15 protein-coding genes, 1 tRNA gene and 1 other annotated feature are annotated in these 19,687 nt (G+C 68.0%); of the genes, 8 read left to right on the forward strand and 8 right to left on the reverse strand.

All coding sequences use genetic code 11. The features are described 5' to 3' along the window. The first annotated feature begins 88 nt into the window (after positions 1–88). Both ACWKSV_RS14225 and ACWKSV_RS14230 read left to right on the forward strand, forming a co-directional pair. The gene (locus tag ACWKSV_RS14225) at positions 89–1,795 is read left to right on the forward strand and encodes a M28 family metallopeptidase (protein ID WP_083706526.1); all 1,707 of its coding nucleotides are present in this window, start codon (positions 89–91) and stop codon (positions 1,793–1,795) included. 138 nt (positions 1,796–1,933) lie between these two features. Continuing rightward, on the forward strand, positions 1,934–2,773 hold the full coding sequence (locus ACWKSV_RS14230; protein WP_237243496.1) for a Rossmann-fold NAD(P)-binding domain-containing protein: 840 nt from the start codon (positions 1,934–1,936) through the stop codon (positions 2,771–2,773). Here ACWKSV_RS14230 and ACWKSV_RS14235 read toward each other — a convergent pair. The 6 genes from ACWKSV_RS14235 to ACWKSV_RS14260 all read right to left on the reverse strand — a co-directional run bounded on the left by ACWKSV_RS14235 (position 2,683) and on the right by ACWKSV_RS14260 (position 10,331). Further along, a complete protein-coding gene (locus ACWKSV_RS14235; protein ID WP_076714514.1) occupies positions 2,683–3,603 on the reverse strand; it encodes a DMT family transporter in 921 nt (306 codons plus the stop codon). The genes ACWKSV_RS14230 and ACWKSV_RS14235 overlap by 91 nt on opposite strands. Beyond that, complete coding sequence (locus ACWKSV_RS14240) at positions 3,600–4,616, reverse strand: threonine aldolase family protein (protein WP_076714516.1); 1,017 nt, start codon at positions 4,614–4,616, stop codon at positions 3,600–3,602. The genes ACWKSV_RS14235 and ACWKSV_RS14240 overlap by 4 nt, the downstream gene beginning before the upstream one ends. A gap of 59 nt (positions 4,617–4,675) precedes the next feature. Beyond that, positions 4,676–6,157: a SulP family inorganic anion transporter gene (locus tag ACWKSV_RS14245; protein WP_076714518.1), complete on the reverse strand. Its 1,482-nt coding sequence runs from the start codon at positions 6,155–6,157 to the stop codon at positions 4,676–4,678. 69 nt (positions 6,158–6,226) lie between these two features. Next, positions 6,227–6,282: a sequence feature (sul1 is cis-regulatory element that is thought to sense ions involved in sulfur or methionine metabolism; They are found in Alphaproteobacteria), on the reverse strand. 383 nt (positions 6,283–6,665) lie between these two features. Further along, on the reverse strand, positions 6,666–8,792 hold the full coding sequence (locus ACWKSV_RS14250) for a transglycosylase domain-containing protein (RefSeq protein WP_076717824.1): 2,127 nt from the start codon (positions 8,790–8,792) through the stop codon (positions 6,666–6,668). Positions 8,793–8,865: 73 nt separating this feature from the next. After that, positions 8,866–10,158: a dicarboxylate/amino acid:cation symporter gene (locus ACWKSV_RS14255; RefSeq protein WP_076714519.1), complete on the reverse strand. Its 1,293-nt coding sequence runs from the start codon at positions 10,156–10,158 to the stop codon at positions 8,866–8,868. Positions 10,159–10,256: 98 nt separating this feature from the next. Continuing rightward, a tRNA-Thr gene (locus ACWKSV_RS14260) sits at positions 10,257–10,331 on the reverse strand. Between the two features lie 85 nt (positions 10,332–10,416). Here ACWKSV_RS14260 and ACWKSV_RS14265 point away from each other — a divergent pair. Continuing rightward, a complete protein-coding gene (locus ACWKSV_RS14265; RefSeq protein WP_257787193.1) occupies positions 10,417–10,548 on the forward strand; it encodes a hypothetical protein in 132 nt (43 codons plus the stop codon). Positions 10,549–10,552: 4 nt separating this feature from the next. Here ACWKSV_RS14265 and ACWKSV_RS14270 read toward each other — a convergent pair whose 3' ends face one another. Both ACWKSV_RS14270 and ACWKSV_RS14275 read right to left on the reverse strand, forming a co-directional pair. Further along, entirely contained in the window at positions 10,553–11,008 is a 456-nt protein-coding gene (locus ACWKSV_RS14270) for a DUF3429 domain-containing protein (RefSeq protein WP_076714521.1), read from the reverse strand. Positions 11,009–11,271: 263 nt separating this feature from the next. Then, entirely contained in the window at positions 11,272–13,365 is a 2,094-nt protein-coding gene (locus ACWKSV_RS14275; RefSeq protein ID WP_076714523.1) for a TonB-dependent receptor, read from the reverse strand. 152 nt (positions 13,366–13,517) lie between these two features. Here ACWKSV_RS14275 and ACWKSV_RS14280 point away from each other — a divergent pair, with 152 nt between their 5' ends. The 5 genes from ACWKSV_RS14280 to nirD all read left to right on the forward strand — a co-directional run bounded on the left by ACWKSV_RS14280 (position 13,518) and on the right by nirD (position 19,667). Continuing rightward, entirely contained in the window at positions 13,518–14,099 is a 582-nt protein-coding gene (locus ACWKSV_RS14280) for an ANTAR domain-containing response regulator (protein WP_056432420.1), read from the forward strand. Next, positions 14,096–15,292 (forward strand): ABC transporter substrate-binding protein, encoded by a 1,197-nt coding sequence (locus ACWKSV_RS14285; RefSeq protein ID WP_076714525.1) that lies wholly within the window; start codon positions 14,096–14,098, stop codon positions 15,290–15,292. The genes ACWKSV_RS14280 and ACWKSV_RS14285 overlap by 4 nt, the downstream gene beginning before the upstream one ends. Positions 15,293–15,575: 283 nt before the next feature. Continuing rightward, positions 15,576–16,823, forward strand: coding sequence for a nitrate/nitrite transporter (locus tag ACWKSV_RS14290; RefSeq protein ID WP_076714527.1), 1,248 nt, complete (start codon positions 15,576–15,578; stop codon positions 16,821–16,823). A gap of 28 nt (positions 16,824–16,851) precedes the next feature. Beyond that, on the forward strand, positions 16,852–19,332 hold the full coding sequence (gene nirB, locus ACWKSV_RS14295; protein WP_076714529.1) for a nitrite reductase large subunit NirB: 2,481 nt from the start codon (positions 16,852–16,854) through the stop codon (positions 19,330–19,332). After that, positions 19,329–19,667 (forward strand): nitrite reductase small subunit NirD, encoded by a 339-nt coding sequence (gene nirD, locus ACWKSV_RS14300; RefSeq protein ID WP_172839614.1) that lies wholly within the window; start codon positions 19,329–19,331, stop codon positions 19,665–19,667. The genes nirB and nirD overlap by 4 nt, the downstream gene beginning before the upstream one ends. The last annotated feature ends 20 nt before the right edge of the window (positions 19,668–19,687 follow it).

Consider the following 19,687-nt stretch of genomic DNA (forward strand, 5'->3'; position numbering starts at 1 on the left):
AAAACCGGGACAGTGCGTCATGGCCGGGGTTGATCGGCCCAGATGGCGTGATACGCCTGTGCCACACCATTTCCCCGAAAGGTCCTGCATGTCGCGTTCGACGGCTCTGCTGCCGCTGCTTCTCCTGTCCACCGCCGCGATCGCGCATGATCACGATCACCTGCATTATCAAGCCGCTAGCACTGCGCCGGTCGAGGCGAAGGCGCAGCCCAGCCCGGCCGAACGCAATGCCGTCATCACCGCCGCCCTGCCCGAGGATCAGGCCGCGATGAAGGCGCATGTGATGTTCCTGGCGTCGGACGCGATGGCCGGGCGCGAGGCGGGGACCCGCGACTATGACATCGCCGCGCAATATGTCGCGGCGCAATTCTATGCGGCGGGGCTGCGGCCGGGCGGCGACCAGGGCGGCTATCTGCAGAAGGTGCCGCTGGTCGCGTACAATGTCGCCGACAAGGGCAGCGCCATGTGGACCCCGGCGGGCGGCCAGGCGCAGGAACTGGTCTTTGGCGAGGACTTCGTGCCCTCGCCCGTGCCTGACAAGCGTGAAACCAGCGTCAGCGCGCCCGTCGTCTTTGTCGGTTACGGCATCGATGCCGCACAATATGGCCTGACCGATTACAAGGGCGTCGATGTGCGCGGCAAGATCGTCGCCTTCGTCCCCGGCACGCCCGAGGGGCTGGGCGGCGAGGAGCGCGCCTTTTTCGGATCGGCGGCGAACAAGGCCTCGCTGGCGGCGGCGCGCGGCGCGGTCGGCGCGATCCAGATCGACATGCCGCGCGCCGGGGGGCGGCAACGACCCTTCGCCTCGCTGGCCCGCTATTACAACGCGCCGCGCGTCACCTGGGCGAACCCGGACGGCACCGCCCATGCGATGACGCCGACGACCCCGGTGCTGGGCACCCTGTCGCAGACGGGCGCGGCCAAGCTGTTCGGCAAGGGCTGGGACGCAGTGATGAAGGCCGCCGCCGCGCCGAAGCCCGGCTATAAGCCGCTGACCGCCAAGGGCCAGTTGACGGTCGCGTCCAAGACCGACTTCAAGCCGATGGACAGCAGCAACGTCATCGGCCTGATCCCCGGCAGCGACCCGAAGCTGAAGGACGAGGTCGTCGTCCTGTCCGCGCATCTCGATCATATCGGCACGAACGAGGGCGGCGAGGGAGACCGGATCAACAATGGCGCGCTCGACAACGCCATCGGCATCGCCAGCCTGATCGAGGAGGCCAAGCGCTTCAAGGCCGCCGCCGCACCCAAGCGGACCGTGATGTTCCTGGCGGTGACGGCGGAGGAAAAGGGGCTGGTCGGCTCCGACTATTTCGCCAATCACCCGACCGTGCCGCTCAAGTCGATCGTCGCCGACGTCAATCTCGACATGCCGATCCTGACCTATAAGTTCGAGGATATGGTGGTGTTCGGGGCGGACCGCTCGACGCTGGGGCCGATCGTGCGCAAGGCGGTGGGGGCGATGGACCTGCCCGTCTCGCCCGATCCGATGCCGGAGGAAGGCATCTTCGTCCGCTCCGACCATTTCCGCTTCGTGCAGAAGGGCATCCCCTCGGTCTTCCTGTGGCCGGGCCAGAAGGGGCCGGGCAAGGCCGCGGTCGAGGATTTCATGAGCCACCGCTATCACCGTGTCGGCGACGAGATCGACCAGGGCATCGACTGGAGCCAGGGACCGCGCTTCGTCAGCGTCAACTACGCCATCGCCCGCGAGATCGCCGACGCGCCAGAGCGGCCGGTGTGGAACAAGGGGGACTATTTCGGCACGCTCTACAAGGGGCCGATGGCGGCGAAGTGAGGGGCGGTGAGGCGTCTTGCAGCCAAGCCGCCCTCCATCCATTCAGCCCGAGCGAAGTCGAAGGCCAAGGGATGACCTTCGCCCCATGGCCTGTCCGGGGCGTGCACTTCGACGTCGCGCAGTGCGAACGGAGGTTGGGTGAGTAAGTTGTTCGTCTTCGGCATGGGCTATGCCGCCGGTCACTTGGCCGCCTTGCTGGAGGGGCGGGGCTGGTCCGTCATGGGGACGACCCGCGACGGGCGCGGTGGTACGATCCGTTTCGACGACCGCGAAAGCGTGGAGGCGCAGATCGCCGCCGCCACGCATATCCTGTCCTCCGTGCCCCCCGTGGACGAGGCGGACCCGGTGCTGCTCGCCTATGGCGCGCAACTCGCAAAGTCGGACGCGTGGATCGGCTATCTCTCCTCGACCGGCGTATATGGCGATACCGGCGGCGCCTGGGTGGACGAGACCGCGCCCATCGGCTCGGGGCGGCGTGCCGCGCGGGCGGCGGCGGATGCGGACTGGCAGGGCCTGGGTGCACGGGTGTTCCGGCTGCCCGGCATCTATGGCCCCGGCCGCTCGCCGATCGACCGGGTTCGTGCCGGTCGCGCGCACCGGGTCGGGCTACCCGGACAGGTGTTCAGCCGGGTGCATATCGCCGACATCGTATCGGGCGTGATCGCCGGGTTCGACGGGCCTGCGGGGGCCTATAACCTGTCCGACGATTTCCCGTGCGATCAGGATGCGGTCGTCGCCTATGCCGCCGAACTGGCGGGGCTGGCGCCGCCGCCGCTCGTGCCGCTGGAGAGCCTGTCGGCGGCGGCGCGGGGTTTCTATGCCGAGAACCGGCGGGTGGCGAACGGCAAGGCCAAGCGGGTGCTGAACTGGCGCCCGCGCTATCCCGATTACCGGTTGGGCCTGCGCGCCTTGAGCGCGATGACCAGCCCGACCGCCGTCACCGCCGCACCCGCGCCCGCCAGCAGCGACCAGCGATAACCCTCGAACACCGTCGACAGGCTCATCGCGATGACCGGCACGATCACGCTGGAATAGGCCGCCTTGGCCGGGCCGATTGCGCGCAGCACCCGGTAATAGAGCGGAAAGGCCAGCGCCGAGGCGAACAGCCCGAGATAGAGGATGCCCAGCACGTATCCGGTGCGCATCTCGAACACCGGCGGGCCGTTCAGGCTATAGGCGATGATCGCGTCCAGCGCCGATCCGATCAGCATCGCGACGCTCAAGGTCGCGTGCATCGGAAAACGTTTGGCGGTGTTGGTCGCCTGCATGACGTTTGCCGTGGAGGCGGACAGGATGGCGACGATGGTCAGCGCGATGCCGGTCAGCGCGCGCGCCGGTCCCGCCGGATCGACCCGCGCCTCATGCACGAACAATAGCGCCGCACCCGCCATCGCGATGGCGGAGCCGACCAGCAGTTGCCGCCCCATGCGCTGTCCCAGGAAAAGGCGCGCGAACCCCGCATTGGGGATCAGCAGCATCGCGAAGATCACCGCGACCAGCCCGGAGGTGATGTAGCCTTCGGCATGATAGACGAAGTTGAAGTTCAGGACGAACTGGAACAGCCCGATCCCGGCGGCGAACAGGAGGCCGGTGGTGCCGAGGCGGAAACTCTCGCGCCGGGCCAGCGCGAAGGCCCCCATGGCGAGCCCGCCGACCAGGAACCGATAGCTGACCGACCAGGTGGCGGGGACGACCGAGATCTGGTCGCGGATGACCAGCCAGGTCGACCCCCAGATCAGCGTGACGATCGCAAAGGGGATCAGGACGGCGGCGCGGGTCGAGCGGGGGGCGGTGTCGAACTCGCTCATGTCATGCTCGTATCCAGGGCGGCGATCGCGTCGGCGAGGCGCGCGACATGCTGGCCGTCCGTGTCCCAGGCGGTGACGAGGCGGATTTCCCCGTCCGCCCAGTCGTAAAAGTCGAAACCCTGCGCGCGCAGGCGGGTGGCTTCCTCCGGCGTGGCGCGCAGGAAGACCTCGTTCGCCTCGACCGGATAGACCAGCCGTTCCCCCGCCGCGCCCGCCAGCCGCTCGGCACAGGCATTGGCGAGCGCGCCGTTGGCGATCCACAGGTCGTTCTCGACCATCGAGAGCACCTGCGCGGCGAGATAGCGGCCCTTGGACATCAGCAGGCCTGCGCGCTTGCGGCGGCGGCGGGTGGTGTCGGCCAAGCCGGGCTTGAAGAAGACCAAGGCCTCGGCACTCATCGCGCCGTTCTTGACGAAGCCGAAGGACAGCGCGTCCACCCCCGACTGCCAGGTCAGCGCGGCGGGCGTGCAGCCGAGGCGGGCTACGGCATTGGCGAACCGCGCACCGTCCATGTGGAAGCCCAGGCCCCGCTCCTTCGCCAATGCGCCGATCGCGGCGACCTCGTCGGGGTTGTAGACCCGGCCATATTCGGTGGCGTTGGTGATCGAGACGGCATGCGGCTGGACCCGGTGGACGTCATTGGCGATGGCGTCGATCACCGACCGGATCGTGTCGGGGGTCAGCTTGGCGCCCTCGCCATCGGCGAGCATCAGCTTGGCGCCGTGCGTGTAGAATTCGGGCGCGCCGCCCTCGTCATTCTGAATATGCGAATCGCGGTGGCACACCACGCCGCCATAAGGCGGGCACAGCGCGGCGAGCGCCAGGCAGTTGGCGGCGGTGCCGGTGGGCACCCACAGCACCTCTACTTGCGCGCCGAACAGCTCGGACAGCCGTCCGTCCAGCGCCTTGGACCAGCGGTCGCCGTCATAGGCGGCGTCCATCTGGTCGGCGGCGACGATGGCCTCCATCACCTTGGGATGGATACGGGCGGCATTGTCCGAGAAGAAGCGCATGGCTCCGGCGTTTGGGGGAGGCGGCGGAACAGGTCAACACCGCTCCCCCATATGGCACGTCAGTGCGGCGCGAGGCCCAGCTCGACGCCCGTCTTGTCGTGCAGCGCGAAGCGGTCGACCAGGTCGGCGCTCGCCTGGTTATAGCCGATCACCTCGACACCGGCTCCGTCGCGGCGCAGCCGGGCGACGATCTTGTCGAGCGCGCCCACGCCCGAAATATCCCAGAAATGCGCCGCCGACACGTCGATCACGACATCGCGGCCAGGCTCCGCCTGGAAAGCGCGGGTGAAGCGGTCGACCGAGGCGAAGAAGATCTGGCCGGTCACCCGGTAGCGCACCGCCTTGTCCGTCTCGATCCGCTCGACCGCGAACAGGCGGCGGACCTTTCCGGCAAAGAAGATGCCCGACAGCAGCACGCCCGCCGCCACACCCTTGGCCAGGTCATGGGTCAGGACGACCACCGCGACCGTGACCAGCATGACCACCGAGGAGGTCGGCGGATGGCGGCGCAGGTTCGGAATCGAGTTCCAGCTGAACGTGCCGATCGATACCATCACCATGACGGCGACCAGCGCGGGCATCGGAATCCGCCCGACAAAGGGACCGAGCCCGGCGAGCAGGATCAGTAGGACGACCCCGGCGGTCAGCGTCGACAGCCGCTTGCGCCCGCCCGAGGTGACGTTGATCACCGACTGGCCGATCATCGCGCAACCGCCCATGCCGCCGACCAGCGCAGCGGCGATGTTGGCGCCGCCCTGTCCCATGCACTCGCGGCGCTTGTCGCTGTCGGTGTCGGTCATGTCGTCGACGATCTGCGCGGTCAGCAGCGATTCGAGCAGGCCGACGGCGGCCATGGTCAGCGAATAGGGCAGGATGATGCGCAGCGTCTCCCAGGTCAGCGGCACATCGGGCAGCGTCAGGCTGGGCAGTCCCTCGGGCAGGCGGCCCATATCGCCGACCGTGCGCACCGGCAGGCCCATGGCGATGCTGATCCCCGCCAGCACCAGGATCGCGACCAGCGGCGAGGGGACCGCCTTGGTCACGCGCGGCAGCAGATAGATGATGGCAAGCCCGGCGGCGACCATCGCATAGCTGTGCCACGTCACGCCGGTCAGTTGCGGCAGCTGCGCCATGAAGATCAGGATGGCGAGCGCGTTGACGAAGCCGGTGATGACCGAGCGCGAGACGAACTGCATCACGAGGTCGAGGCGCAGCAGCCCCGCGGCGATCTGGATCAGTCCCATCACTATGGTCGCGGCAAACAGGTAATCGACGCCATGCTCGCGGACCAGCGGCGTGACGACGACCGCGACGGCGGCGGTCGCGGCGGAGATCATCGCGGGCCGCCCGCCGGTAAAGGAAATGACGATCGCGATCGCGACCGAGGCATAGAGTCCGACGCGCGGATCGACGCCCGAGATGATCGAAAAGCCGATCGCCTCGGGGATCAGCGCGAGGGCGACGACCAGCCCGGCGAGCACGTCACGGCGTGCGTCTCCCAGGCCGGAGAACCATTGGGTTCGATAGGTTTGAACAGTCATGAAATACCAGAATGTCGCGCATGGCGGCGCGCGTCCTGACGGCAGGAGCGGGGATAGGGCCATGCATTCTGTTGTCCGGCGGATCGGCGGCCGGAATAGCCACCCGGAATTTCACCGGGTCCTTGCGAATGACCGCGCGTTTAACGGCGAAGGGGCGGACAGGGCAAGCCCTTCCGTCTCATGCTTTGGTTCGCGCAGAGGCGCGGAGGACGCAGAGAGCATGATAGTGATCTGTTCTCAATTCCTCCCCTGCAAGGGGAGGGGGACCATCCGTAGGATGGTGGAGGGGTGTCACCATGCGTGAGCGTGGTCTTACCTAACGAGTGGGTACACCCCTCCGTCAGGCCTGCGGCCTGCCACCTCCCCTTGCAGGGGAGGAATGGAAGAAATGTCGATTGTCTCTCTGCGTCCTCCGCGCCTCTGCGCGAATCAAACTTCTTCGCGCCATCGCGTCTTGCGTGAACATGAAATGGGCCACGCGACGACGTCCCCCGTCCGAAAGCGTGTGTTATTCCTCTTCGTCGCGCTCGTCAGGCGGGCGGCGATCTTCCGGCGGGGGGGCGGCGCGGTCGGGGCGGCGGCGGCCGGGGCCGACGGTGATCGAACCGTCATCGCCCGTGCGCAGGTCGATGCCCAGGCCCTGGATGATCTCGCCGACCGGATCGGCGGAACCCGGCATCATGTCGGGGCCACCCGGCATCATGCCGTCGTCCATGCCATTGGAGATGGCGTCGGGATCGACCTCTTCCTGCACGACGGGGGCGGCGACCGGCGGGATGTCGAGCGCCGACTGCATGAAGGCGCGCCAGATGCGGGCGGGCACGCCGCCGCCCGACAGGCCGGGATTGGGCGTGTTGTCGTCATTGCCGACCCACACGCCCACCACCAGGTCGCGCGCAAAGCCGACGAACAGCGCATCGCGCGAATCCTGCGTCGTGCCGGTCTTGCCATAGGCATCGACGGTCAGCAGCGCCTGCCGCCCCGTGCCCGTCTTGATCGAGGAGGACAGAAGGTCGAGCATCCCGTCATGCACCGATGAGGCGAAGCCCGTCTTGCGCTCGGTCAGCGACTGATACCAGCCCTTGTCCTTGACGTCGTTCAGGCCGCGCGCGGCGACCGGATAGCTTTCATTGGCGACCGCGGCATAGGCGGCGGTCAGCTCGAGCAGGCTGACGGTCGAGGTGCCGAGGCCGATGGTCGCCTCGTTCGGGATCGGCGTGGTGATGCCCAGATCGCGCGCCGCCTTGATGACCGACTTCACGCCGACCGCCTGGGTCAGCCGGGCGGCGGCCACGTTGGACGAGCGCGCAAAGGCCTGACGCAGCGTGATCTTGCCCAGATAGCGGCCGTCGCTGTTGCGCGGTTTCCACCCGGCGATATCGACCGGCTCGTCCTCGATGGTCGAGTCCGGGGTCATGCCGGAGCGCAAGGCCGCCAGATAGACGAACAGCTTGAACGCCGAACCCGGCTGGCGCCGCGCCTGGGTGGCGCGGTTGAACGGGCTCTTGGAATAATCCTTGCCGCCGACCATCGCGACGACGCGGCCATCGGGGCGCATCGCGATCAGGGCGACCTGCGCCTGGTTCAGCCCGGCGCTGCGCACCGTACGCTCGGCGATCCGTTGCAGCCGGGGATTGAGCGTGGTCTGGACGGTCGCCTCGGTCTTGATCTCGCCCGCCTGGTCGCGCGCCTCGGGCAGCACCCAGTCGGCGAAATAGGTGCCGCTGGGCAGCGTTTCGGGCCGCGAGGCGAGGACCCGCTGCGGCTGGACGGCATCGGCCTCCGCCTTGGTCAGGAAGCCCGCATCCTCCATCGCCGCGACGACCACCGCCTGCCGGGCGCGCGCGCCCTTGAGGTTGGTGGTTGGGGCGAGGCGCGACGGCGCCTTGACCAGCCCGGCCAGCATCGCCGCCTGGCCGATGTTCAGCTTGTCCGGCGTGCGGCCGAAATAATGCTTCGACGCGGCGGTGATGCCGTACACATTGTCGCCGAAATAGACGTTGGACAGATAGCGCGACAGGATCTCGTCCTTGGTCAGCCACGCCTCCAGCCAGAAGGCGATCATCGCCTCGCGGATCTTGCGCCCCGCCGTCCGGTCGGAATCGAGAAAGGCATTCTTCGCCAGCTGCTGGGTGATGGTCGATCCGCCCTCGCGCACGCCGCCCGATCCAACATTGTGCCAGGCCGCGCGCAGGATGCCGCGCGGGTCGACCCCCCAGTGCGAATAGAAACGCCGGTCCTCGATCGCCATGAACGCCTCGCGCACATGGGCGGGCAGCTTGGCCGCATCGACCGGCGCGCCGATGATCGCCCCGCGCCGGGCAATGGGCGTGCCGTCATCGGCGGTCAGCGTGATCGAGGGCGGCGTCGGCGGCTGGAGCGAGCGCGACAGCGGCGCGGTGACGGCCAGCCAGGCGATGGCGATGACCAGCAGGATGATGCCCGCCGCCATGGCGCGCGCGATCCAGCGGCCCCAGCGGATGTTCCGACGCGGCCGCTCGGGCGACGCATCGTCTTCATCGGGGCCGAAGGTCCAGCTCTGCGTCTCCGCATCATAGAGCGGATAATGGGGCCCCACCGGCTCGTAAGGACGGTCGAGGGGGGTGCGATCGGGATTGAACGGGTCGGGGCGCATCACAGGGTTCCGGTGGTCGGCCACTCGCGTGTATTACTCCACCAGAACACCGCGCGCAAGCTCATGCACGCGTTTACCCTGTTTGCGGCACCTCCGGCAAGCGCTCCGCCGGGGGCGTGTCGGTGATGAGGCCCGCCCGGTGCGCGACGATGGTCGGGACCAGCGCCTGCCCCGCCACGTTGATCGCGGTGCGGCCCATGTCGAGGATCGGATCGATCGCCAGCAACAGCCCGGCCCCCTCCAGCGGCAGGCCCAGCGTCGACAGGGTCAGCGTCAGCATGACGACCGCGCCGGTCAGCCCCGCCGTCGCTGCCGACCCCAGCACCGACACCAGCACGATCAGCACATAATCGCCCATATGCAGCGGCAGGCCGTAATATTGCGCCACGAACAGCGCCGAGATCGCCGGATAGATGGCGGCGCACCCGTCCATCTTGGTGGTCGCGGCAAAGGGGACCGCAAAGGCCGAATAGGCGCGCGGCACGCCCAGTCGCCGCTCCACCGCATCCTCGGTGACGGGCAGGGTGGCGATCGAGGAGCGCGACACGAAGCCCAGCTGGATGGCGGGCCAGGCGGCGGCATAGAAGCGCTTGGGCGACATGCCATTGGCGAGCAGCAAGAGCGGATAGACGACGAACAGCACGAGGCCGAGGCCGATATAGACGGCCAGCGCAAAGCTGCCGAGCGCGGACAGCGACTGCCACCCATAGCGTACGATCGCATTGCCCAGCAGCGCGCCCGAGCCGAGCGGGGTCAGCCGGATCACCCAGGACAGGATGCGCCGGAAGATGGCGAGCGCGGAGGCGTTGAACGACAGGAAGCTCTCGCCCTTGTCGCCGACCCGCACCGCCGCGACGCCGATCGCGACCGCCATGACGATGATCTGCAGGATGTTGAACGACAGCCCGGTCTTCAGGGCGCCATTGTCACCCGCGCTCGTCGAGGCGGACAGGCCCAGGATGTTGGACGGGATTAGCCCGCGCAGGAAGTCGAGCCAGGAGCCCGCCGTATCCGGCCGCACCGCACTACCGGCCGCGACGCCCGCATGCAGGCCGGGTTGCAGCACGGTGCCCAGCGTCAGGCCGATGGTGACGGCGATCAGCGCAGTGATCGCGAACCAGATGAAGGTGGCGGCGACCAGCCGCGCGGCATTGTTCAGGTCGCGCAGTGCCGCGATCGATGCCACGATGGCGGTGAACACCAGCGGCACGACCAGCACCTTGAGCAACTGGACGAAGCTCTCGCCGATGATGCGCAGGCCCTCGGCCAATCCGGCCAGGCCCTGCGACCGGGCGAGCAGGCCGAGCAGCAGGCCCACGGCCATGCCGACGAACACCTGTGCGCCGAAAGAAAAACGGAATCTCATCCGACCATAGCTAGCAAGCCGGCGAAACGATCCCAATCAAGTTTTGTGTGGGGGCCAGAAAGCTCCCCATTTCGGGCCCCTTGCGGGGCGGGGGAGAATGGTGCTGCCGGTGAGGATTGAACTCACGACCTCAGCCTTACCAAGGATGCGCTCTACCACTGAGCTACGGCAGCACTCGCGTTTCACCGCGGGAAGCGCGCCTAGAGACGATTGGGCGGGCATTGTCAAGCGGCCTTTGTGCGGATTATGCGAAAAGCCATGGCAAAAGACGAACGGGCGGAGCGGCTGGCGGCGGCGCTCCGGGAAAATCTGAAGCGGCGAAAGGCCCAGGCGCGGGAACAGGACGAAGGGCGTGCGCCCGATCCCGCCCCGCGCGACGAGTCCGCCTGAACGCTCAGCGGGGGGCGATCAGCCCCAGGACCAGGGTCAGGCTCCCCAGACCCAGCGACAAGGCCCAGCGCAGCCTGGCCCAGCCTGCGATGGCCCGCATCGCATCGCCGACCCGAATGTCGGCCAGCGGCGTGACCATGATGACCAGACCCAGCAGGATCAGCGCGACCCGGATCGAGCCGCCCGCCAGCAGCGGCGGCAAGAACAATGCCCATCCGATCAGACTGGGCAGCACCGCGACCAGATAGGGCCAGCTCCGATCGTCGCGGCGGAGCAGCGCCTCCATCCACCACATACCGCCCAGGAAGGACAGGATAAGCGCGGCATAGAGCCCGCCGCCGATCGTCGCGGGCAGGGTCAGCGCCGGGTCGACCAGCGTCAGCCCGACACAGGCCAGGGGCGGCAGCACCCCCGCCGCGCCCAGTACAAGCGGCGGTCGTGGCAGGTGAGTGTGATTCATCGCGGCATTCCCGAAACATGGCGTTGCGGGGTGGCTACGCAGGGGCCGCGTGTTGGTTCATTCGGAATAGACCCGATCCTCCCCTGCAAGGGGAGGGTGTGCGGGCTTTGACGTGCCCCCGGCACGTCAAGATGGTGCCGGGGGCACCATCTCGCCCGCACACATGCGCAGCATGGTGGAGGGGTGTCCCGCTATCGAGAGGGTGACACCCCTCCGTCAGGGCTTCGCCCTGCCACCTCCCCTTGCAGGGGAGGAATAAGATGTCAGATCTCCAGCCGCAGCGACGCCCGCACCGTTCGCGGTGCGCCCGGATAGATCCACAACCGGCTGTACGAACTCGCGGCATAGCGCGCGTCGAACAGGTTGTCGGCCTCCAGCCGGAAGCGCAGCTGGTCGGTGACGGGCATTTCGACCGCCGCCTTGGCCTTCACATAGGACGGCAGGACCAGCGGCTGCGCATCGAGCGAACCGGCGCGGTCGCCGACATAGGCGACGCCGCCGCTCAACTGCCAGTCGCGCCCGGCCAGCGGCAGATGATGGACGACCAGCACCGTTCCCGAATGCGTCGGCACGCCCAGCACCGCCGTGGTGGCGAAGCTCTTGTCGTCGTTGCGGGCATGGACCCAGGCGTAGTTGGCGATCACCTGCCACCGGCGGGCGAGACGCAGCGAGGCGTCGGCCTCGATCCCCCGGCTGTTCATCCGGCCGACCGGCGCGTTGAAGCCGGGATCGACCGGATCGGTGGTCAGGATGTTGCTCTTGGCGATGTCGAACCAGGTCATGCCCAGGTCCAGCCCGGTCCAGCGGCCCGCGACGCCGACTTCGTAACCGCGCGCCTCCTCGGGCTGGAATCCGTCGCCGGTGCGGCCGGTGCCGGAATTGAGCACGAAGGACTCGCCCCAGTTGGCATGGACCGAGACATGGTCGTCCACCGCATAGCGGGCCCCTGCACGGAACTTGACCGGCTCGTCGACGATCTGCCCGACGCCGCCGGTGCGGTTGTTGACGATCTTCTGCCGATAGGGATCGACCCGCGCACCACCGACCAGGGTCAGCCGGTCGGTCACCGCCCACATGTCCTGGACATAGAATGTGCCCGCCCAGCGATTCTCGTCATTGTTGGTGAAGGGCAGCAGCGACGCGGCGGTCCCGCCATAGGTCGAGGCCGGATCGTAGAGATCGACCGCATAGGGCGCCGCTGCCGACGGATTGCGCCGCATCCAGCGCTCGCCATAGGTCATGCGATAACCCTTGATGCCGACGCTCAGCTGGTGCCGCCCGACATTGCCCGCCAGCTCCATCCGCGCGGCCAGATCGTCGATCACGAAATCGCGCGAGCGGCGCTGACGCCAGACCTGGGTGCCGACGATGCGCGACTGGTCCGCCGAAAACCCCTTGAGCGAGCCGGTCCGCCAAACGATGCCGCCGTTCAGCGTCCAGCCGCCGCCCAGCTGCGCCAGGCCGGTCAACTGGTGCCGCTCGTTACGGAAGCGGGTGAGGCCGTTGGACGGCTCGCCATAATAGTTGGAGCGGGGCAGGGCATTGGCATCGTCGCCGACCGCCGGGATACCGCGATCGAACGGCGTGTCGAACTGCATGAACTCGGCCAGATAGGTCAGCCGCAGCGAATCGCTCGGCGCCCAGGTGAGCGAGGGCGACACCACCCGCCGCTTCAGCGACACCGTGTCGCGCCAGCCGTCGCTGTCCTCGGCCGCGACGACGATCCGTGCGGCCAGCGTATCGGAGAGCGGCCCCGTGGCATCCGCCTCGACCCGGCGCGTGTCGAACGAGCCATAGGTCGCAGTCAGCCGGGCATAGGGGGTGAAGCGCGGCATCTTCGAGACGATGTTGACCCGGCCGCCCGGATCGACCTCGCCGAAGATCGCGCCCGCCGGGCCCTTCAGCACCTCGATCCGCTCGACGGTGGCGGGGTCGCGCGGGGGGACCATGCCGCGATTGGCGATGAAGCCGTCGACATAGAATTCCGCGCCGCCGTCCGGCGTCCCCAGAAAGCCGCGAATCGCGAAATTGTCGAGCACGCCGCCGCGGTTGTTCTGCTGGCTGAACCCGCTGACCAGCTCCAGCGCGTCGTTCAGCCGATACGTGCCCGCCGCCTGTAGCACATCCTGCTCCAGCGAGCGGCTGGACTGCGACATGCGCTCGGTCGCGGGGTCGGAGGATAGGGTGCGGTCGACCGAGTGACGGGTGCCCAGGACCACGATGTCCGAGCGATCCTCGGCCTTCTCCTGCCCTTCGCTTTCCTGAGCATTGGCGCACAACGGCATGGCGCAGGTGGTCATGGCAAGGGCCAGCGCGGCCAGGCGGGAACGGCGAAGGGAGTGGTCGATGACGGCCATGGGTGATCCGGTGATGTGGTATGTTGCAACGTCTCATAGGGCGGCGATGCTGCAAGGCAACACTTCGGCCCGGCTATTCTGAAAAAAACGTCATGCCGCCCTTCATCGTCCGGGCTGGATGATACGCGCCTTTGCCGCTAGTCCATCCGCCCGTGAGGATCGCGATCATCGACACCAGCACGACGCGCGCGGCGATCATCGCCGAAGGCCTGCGCGAGGCCGGATTGGACGATCAGGTGCTGATCGATCCCGCCGGGCCGATCGTCCGCCAGATCGAGGCGTGCGCGCCCGAGGTGGTGCTGATCAATCTGGAGAATCCCGGCCGCGACCTGCTGGAGGATTTCTTCGCCATGTCGCGCGCGCTCGACCGGCCGATCGCGATGTTCGTCGACCAGTCGGATGCCGAAAGCGCGCTGGCGGCGGTCGATGCGGGGGTGTCGGCCTATGTCGTCGACGGCCTGGCGAAGCAGCGGATCAAGCCGGTGCTCGATGTCGCGATCCGCCGTTTCCAGGCCTTTTCGCGGCTCCAGGCCGAACTGGCCGAGGCCAAGACCGCACTGGCCGACCGCCAGACGATCGACCGGGCCAAGGCGATCCTGATGCGGCGGCGCGGGATCGATGAGCCCGCCGCCTATGCGTTGCTGCGCGGCCATGCGATGCAGTCCAATCGGCGCATCGCCGAGGTGGCCGAGGCGATCGTGACCAGCGAGGCTTTGATGGGAGAGTTGCCGTGAGTCTCGACCGGTTCCGCATCGGCTTCGTGCCGCTGGTCGACGCCGCGCTGCCCATCCTGGCGCATGAGCTTGGCTTTGCCGAGGAGCAGGGCGTAGGCGTCGAAATGGTCCGCGACGTCACCTGGGCGGCGGTGCGGGATCGGCTGCTCTATGGGCATACGGACGCCGCGCACATGGTCGCGCCGCTCGCCATCGCGACCGCGCTGGGCCGCGATCGCCCGGCGGTACCGATGGCGGTGCCCTTCGTCCTGGGGCTGAACGGCAATGCGATCACCTTCTCGACCGCGCTGGGCGAGGCCTGCGGGCTGGGCGAGGGGCTGGGCGATCCGATCGCGGTGGGGGCGGCCCTGCGCGCGGTGGCGGCACAACAGCGGTTGCGCTTCGGCGTGGTGCACCGCCATTCCAGCCACAATTATATGCTGCGCTACTGGCTGGCCGGGGTGGGCATCCGGCCGGATACGGATGTCGATATCGTCGTGACGAGCCCGCCCTTCGCCGCCGATGCGCTGGCGGCGGGTGAGGTGGACGGCATCTGCGTCGGCGAGCCGTGGAACTCGATCGCGGTCGATCGTGGCGTGGGACGGATCGCGCTGGCGACCGCGCAAATCTGGCGGCGTGGCGTCGAGAAGGTGCTGGCGATGCGCGCCGACCAGGCCGAGGAACGGCGCGACGCGGTGCTGCGGCTGATCCGCGCGCTGCACGCGGCGGCGGCGCATTTCATCGATCCCGAGACGGTCGAACAGAGCGCCGAAATCCTGTCGCGCCCCCATTATCTCGACGCGCCAATGGGTGCGATCCTGCGCGCGATCACCGACCGCATCCGCGTGGTGCCGGGCGGCGAGCCGGTGCATTATCCCGACTTCATGTTCCAGTATCGCGAGGCAGCGAACTTCCCGTGGCGCAGCCAGGCGGGCTGGCTCCATGCGCAGATGGTGCGGTGGGAAGGGCTGCCCTTCTCGAATGCGGACGCCGCGACGGCGCAGGGGGTGTTCCGCCCCGACCTGTACCGCGCCGCGCTGACCGGATCGGGCGCGCCGTTGCCGGGCGCGAGTTCCAAGTTGGAAGGCGCGCTTATCGAGCCGATCGGGGCCGGATCGACGCAAGGACGACTGGTGCTGGGGAGCGACCGGTTCTTCGACGGGCGGGCGTTCGATCCGGATGATATTCCGGGGTATCTGGCGGCACTTCCCTGAAAGTCCTTCCCTTGCAGGGAAGGAAAAGGAAGAATCTGCTGCATTTGCGAAAGCCTCTTGCGCGCCACCCGGGAATCAGGCAATTTTCGATTCGCCCGGCAATGGCGTCGGGCACGAGATAACGGCGCGGTCCGCTCCAACGACGGGGTGGCGCGCTGGCGGAAGCGGGGCAGTCCCCATATTCCGCTTGGAGGCAACGAAGCCGCCAGGATGCGACCCGCAAGGGCCCCGCGTCCTGGCGGCTTTTTTCGTTTTGGGCCCTGGGCCCCACGGAGGCGGCACGATGGCGACGGCATTCTGGGATGACAGCAAAGCGGCGAAAGCGGGCGATGACGGCGGTTTCTGGTCGAGCGGTCATACGCCGACGCTGATCGCGGCATTCCTGTATTTCGATCTGGCTTTCATGGTCTGGGTCCTGCTCGGCCCGCTGGCGCCGCAGATTTCCGCCAGCCTGGGCCTGACGCCTGCGCAAAAGGGCGTGATGGTCGCGGTGCCGACGCTGGCGGGGGCAATCCTGCGGGTCGTCAACGGTCTGCTGGTCGATCGGATCGGGCCGAAGCGCGCGGGCGCGATCAGCCAGTTGATCGTCATCGGCGGCCTCTTTTCCGCCTGGGTGCTGGGGGTGAACAGCTTCGGCGGCACACTGGTGCTGGGCGTCATCCTGGGCTTTGCGGGGGCGAGCTTCGCCATCGCGCTGCCGCTCGCCAGCCGCTGGTATCCGCCCGAACATCAGGGCAAGGCCATGGGCCTGGCCGGCATGGGCAATTCGGGCACGGTGCTCGCCGCGCTGTTCGCGCCCGCGCTGGCCAAGCTGTTCGGCTGGAACGCCGTTCTGGGGCTCGCCTGCCTGCCGCTGACCCTCGTCTTCTTCGCCTATATGGTGATGGCCAAGGACGCACCGGGTGCGCCGAGCCCACGCCGTCTGGTCGAGTATCTCGCGCCGCTGAAACAGGCCGATGCCTGGTGGCTGATGGGCTTCTACGCCGTCACCTTCGGCGGGTTCGTGGGCCTCGCCGCCAGCCTGCCCATCTATTTCACCGACCGCTTCGGGCTGACCCCGGTGCAAGCCGGTTACGCCACGGCGGCCTGCGTCTTTGCCGGGTCGCTGGTGCGGCCGATGGGCGGGGCGCTGGCCGATGCGATCGGCGGGGTGAAGGCGCTGCTCGGCGTGTTCGCCGCCGCCGCCGTCACCCTGACGGGCGTGGCGATGGTCGACGGGTTCGCCGCCTCGCTCGCGCTGTTCGTCCTGTCCATGCTGGCATTGGGCGTCGGCAACGGCTCGGTGTTCCAGCTGGTGCCGCAGCGCTTTGCCGCCGAGATCGGCGTGATGACCGGGCTGGTCGGCATGGCGGGCGGGATCGGCGGCTTCTACCTCGCCTCGTCGCTGGGGTTCGCCAAGCAGTGGACGGGCAGCTTTTCGGGCGGGTTCCTGATCTTTGCCGCACTCGCCCTGGTCGCGCTGGCGGGCCTGATGCTGGTCAAGAGCCGCTGGCGCCGCAGCTGGGGCGCGGCCGAGGGCGTGCGGATCTGATGCTTTTCCTCTTCGACGGATCGAACCGATGAAACACGAAGTCCTGAGCGCCGCGAAGGTCGATACCCGCGAACACCTGATCGTCGTCGGCAACGGCATGGCCGGTTGCCGTGCGGTCGAGGAATTGCTGGCACGCGATCCCGCCCGCTACCGCATCACCATATTCGGTGCCGAGCCGCTGGTGAATTACAACCGGATCATGCTGTCGCCGGTGCTGGCGGGCGAGAAGACGTTCGACGAGATCGTCATCAACGGCCTCGACTGGTATGCCGATAACGGCATCACCCTGGTCAGCGGCGATCCCGTCACCGCGATCGACCGCGAGGCACGGACGGTCACCGCCCAGAGCGGCATGGTGCTGGATTATGACCGGCTGCTGATCGCGACCGGTTCCGACCCGTTCATCATCCCGGTGCCCGGCCACGACCTGCCCGGCGTCATCAGCTTTCGCGACATGAAGGACGTCGAGCACATGCTCGCCGCCGCCGAGCGGGGTGGCAGCGCGGTGGTGATCGGCGGCGGCCTGCTGGGGCTGGAGGCGGCGCATGGCCTGAGCTTGCGCGGCATGACGGTAACGGTCCTCCATCTGATGCCGACGCTGATGGAGCGGCAGCTGGACGAGGCGGCGGGCTGGCTGCTCAAGCAGGCGCTGGAGGCGCGCGGCCAGACCGTGTTGTGCGGCGCCGATACCGCCGCGATCCTGGGCGACGGCAAGGTGGAAGCCATCCGCCTGAAGGACGGGCGCGAGATCGCCGCCGACCTGGTCGTCATGGCAGTCGGCATCCGTCCCTGCGTCGCGCTGGCCCGCGCCGCCGGGCTGGAGGTCGGGCGCGGGATCAAGGTGGACGACCATATGGTCACCTCCGACCCGCGCATCCTGGCGGTCGGCGAGTGCGTCGAGCATGACGGACAGGTATACGGCCTGGTCGCGCCGCTCTGGGACATGTGCCGCAGCCTTGCCGATGCGCTGACCGGCAGCCCCAGCGGCTATCGCCCCACCGCCACCGCGACCAAGCTGAAGGTTGCCGGACTCGACGTCTTCTCGGCGGGCGATTTCGGCGGCGGGGACGGCGCAGAGGACATCGTGCTGCGCGATGCCAGCCGCGGCATCTACAAGCGCGTCGTGGTCAAGGACGACCGCATCGTCGGCGCGGTGCTGTACGGCGATACCGCCGACGGCAATTGGTATTTCGACCTGCTCAAAAAGGGTGAGAACGTCGGCGACATTCGCGACGCGCTGATCTTCGGCCAGGCCTTCGCCTCGGGAGGGGGGCAGGCGGACCCTAAGGCGGCCGTTGCGGCGCTCTCCGACACGGCGGAGATTTGCGGCTGCAACGGCGTCACCAAGGGCCAAGTCGTGTCGTGCATCGCCAAGGGCGCGCACAGCCTCGACGCCGTCCGCGCCACCTGCAAGGCGTCGGCCAGTTGCGGCTCGTGCACCGGGCTGGTCGAGACGCTGCTCACGCTGACGCTGGGCGACGAGGTCGAGGCGGGGCCGAAGACGATGTGCAAATGCACCAGCTTCGGCCATGACGATGTCCGCCGCGAGATTGTCGCACAGGACATGCGATCCATCCCGGAGGTCATGCAGAAGCTGCACTGGTCGACGCCCGATGGCTGTTCGTCCTGCCGCCCCGCGCTCAATTATTATCTGCTCTGCGCGCTGCCCGGCGAATATGTCGACGACCAGCAGAGCCGCTTCGTCAACGAGCGGATGCACGCCAATATCCAGAAGGATGGCACCTATTCGGTCGTGCCGCGCATGTGGGGCGGCATCACCAGCCCCAAGGAGCTGCGTGCGATCGCCGATGTGGTCGAGAAGTTCAACGCGCCGATGGTCAAGGTGACGGGCGGCCAGCGGCTCGACATCTTCGGCATCAGGAAGGAGGATCTGCCCGCCGTCTGGGCCGATCTGAACGCCGCCGGGATGGTCAGCGGCCATGCCTATGGGAAAAGTCTGCGGACGGTGAAGACCTGTGTCGGCTCCGAATGGTGTCGCTTCGGCACGCAGGATTCGACCGGGCTGGGCGTCAAGCTGGAGCGGGCGACCTGGGGCTCGTGGATGCCGCACAAGTTCAAGATCGCGGTGTCGGGCTGCCCGCGCAACTGTGCCGAGGCGACGATCAAGGACTTCGGCGTGGTCTGCGTGGACTCGGGCTACGAACTTCATGTCGGCGGCAATGGCGGGATCAAGGTCCGCGCCACCGACCTGCTGTGCAAGGTCGCGACCGAGGCGGAGGCGATGGAGATGTGCGCCGCCTTCGTCCAGCTCTATCGCGAGGAGGCGCGCTATCTGGAGCGGACCGCGCCGTGGATCGAGCGTGTGGGCCTGGCCTATATCCAGTCGCGGCTGTTGCCCGATGAGGAGGCGCGCGCCGAGCTCGCCCGCCGCTTCTTCTATTCGCAAAGCTTCTCGCAGGACGATCCCTGGGCCGCGCGCGTCGCGGGCGAGGAGCGCGAAATCCATGCGCCGATGGCGCGCTTCCAACCTGTTGGAGAGATGGCATGATCGGCGAATGGCTCGATATCGGCTGGGTCAACGAGATTCCGGTGCGCGGCAGCCGCACGGTGCAGGTCGAGGGCGGTCACGACATCGCCGTCTTCCGTACCGGCGAGAACAAGGTCTTCGCGCTGCTCGACCGCTGCCCGCACAAGCATGGGCGGCTGAGCCAGGGCATCGTCCATGGCGGCGCGGTGGCGTGTCCGCTGCACAACTGGCGGATTTCGCTCAGCACCGGCGAGGCGCTGGGCGAGGACAAGGGCTGCACGCCGACCGTGCCGGTGAAGATCAGCGGCGGCCGCGTGCTGATCTGCCGCGCCAGCACCTTGAAGGCGGCGGCGTGAGCATGAGGCTGCTTTCCCCC

This window comes from Sphingomonas sp. SphC10, assembly GCF_057004845.1.

Coding starts and splice junctions, on each gene's coding strand:
- ACWKSV_RS14225 (WP_083706526.1), top strand. CDS start 89: ATGTCGCGTTCGACGGCTCTGCTGCCGCTGCTTCTCCTGTCCACCGCC.
- ACWKSV_RS14235 (WP_076714514.1), bottom strand. CDS start 3,603: ATGAGCGAGTTCGACACCGCCCCCCGCTCGACCCGCGCCGCCGTCCTG.
- ACWKSV_RS14240 (WP_076714516.1), bottom strand. CDS start 4,616: ATGCGCTTCTTCTCGGACAATGCCGCCCGTATCCATCCCAAGGTGATG.
- ACWKSV_RS14245 (WP_076714518.1), bottom strand. CDS start 6,157: ATGACTGTTCAAACCTATCGAACCCAATGGTTCTCCGGCCTGGGAGAC.
- ACWKSV_RS14250 (WP_076717824.1), bottom strand. CDS start 8,792: ATGCGCCCCGACCCGTTCAATCCCGATCGCACCCCCCTCGACCGTCCT.
- ACWKSV_RS14255 (WP_076714519.1), bottom strand. CDS start 10,158: ATGAGATTCCGTTTTTCTTTCGGCGCACAGGTGTTCGTCGGCATGGCC.
- ACWKSV_RS14265 (WP_257787193.1), top strand. CDS start 10,417: ATGGCAAAAGACGAACGGGCGGAGCGGCTGGCGGCGGCGCTCCGGGAA.
- ACWKSV_RS14270 (WP_076714521.1), bottom strand. CDS start 11,008: ATGAATCACACTCACCTGCCACGACCGCCGCTTGTACTGGGCGCGGCG.
- ACWKSV_RS14275 (WP_076714523.1), bottom strand. CDS start 13,365: ATGGCCGTCATCGACCACTCCCTTCGCCGTTCCCGCCTGGCCGCGCTG.
- ACWKSV_RS14290 (WP_076714527.1), top strand. CDS start 15,576: ATGGCGACGGCATTCTGGGATGACAGCAAAGCGGCGAAAGCGGGCGAT.
- nirB (WP_076714529.1), top strand. CDS start 16,852: ATGAAACACGAAGTCCTGAGCGCCGCGAAGGTCGATACCCGCGAACAC.
- nirD (WP_172839614.1), top strand. CDS start 19,329: ATGATCGGCGAATGGCTCGATATCGGCTGGGTCAACGAGATTCCGGTG.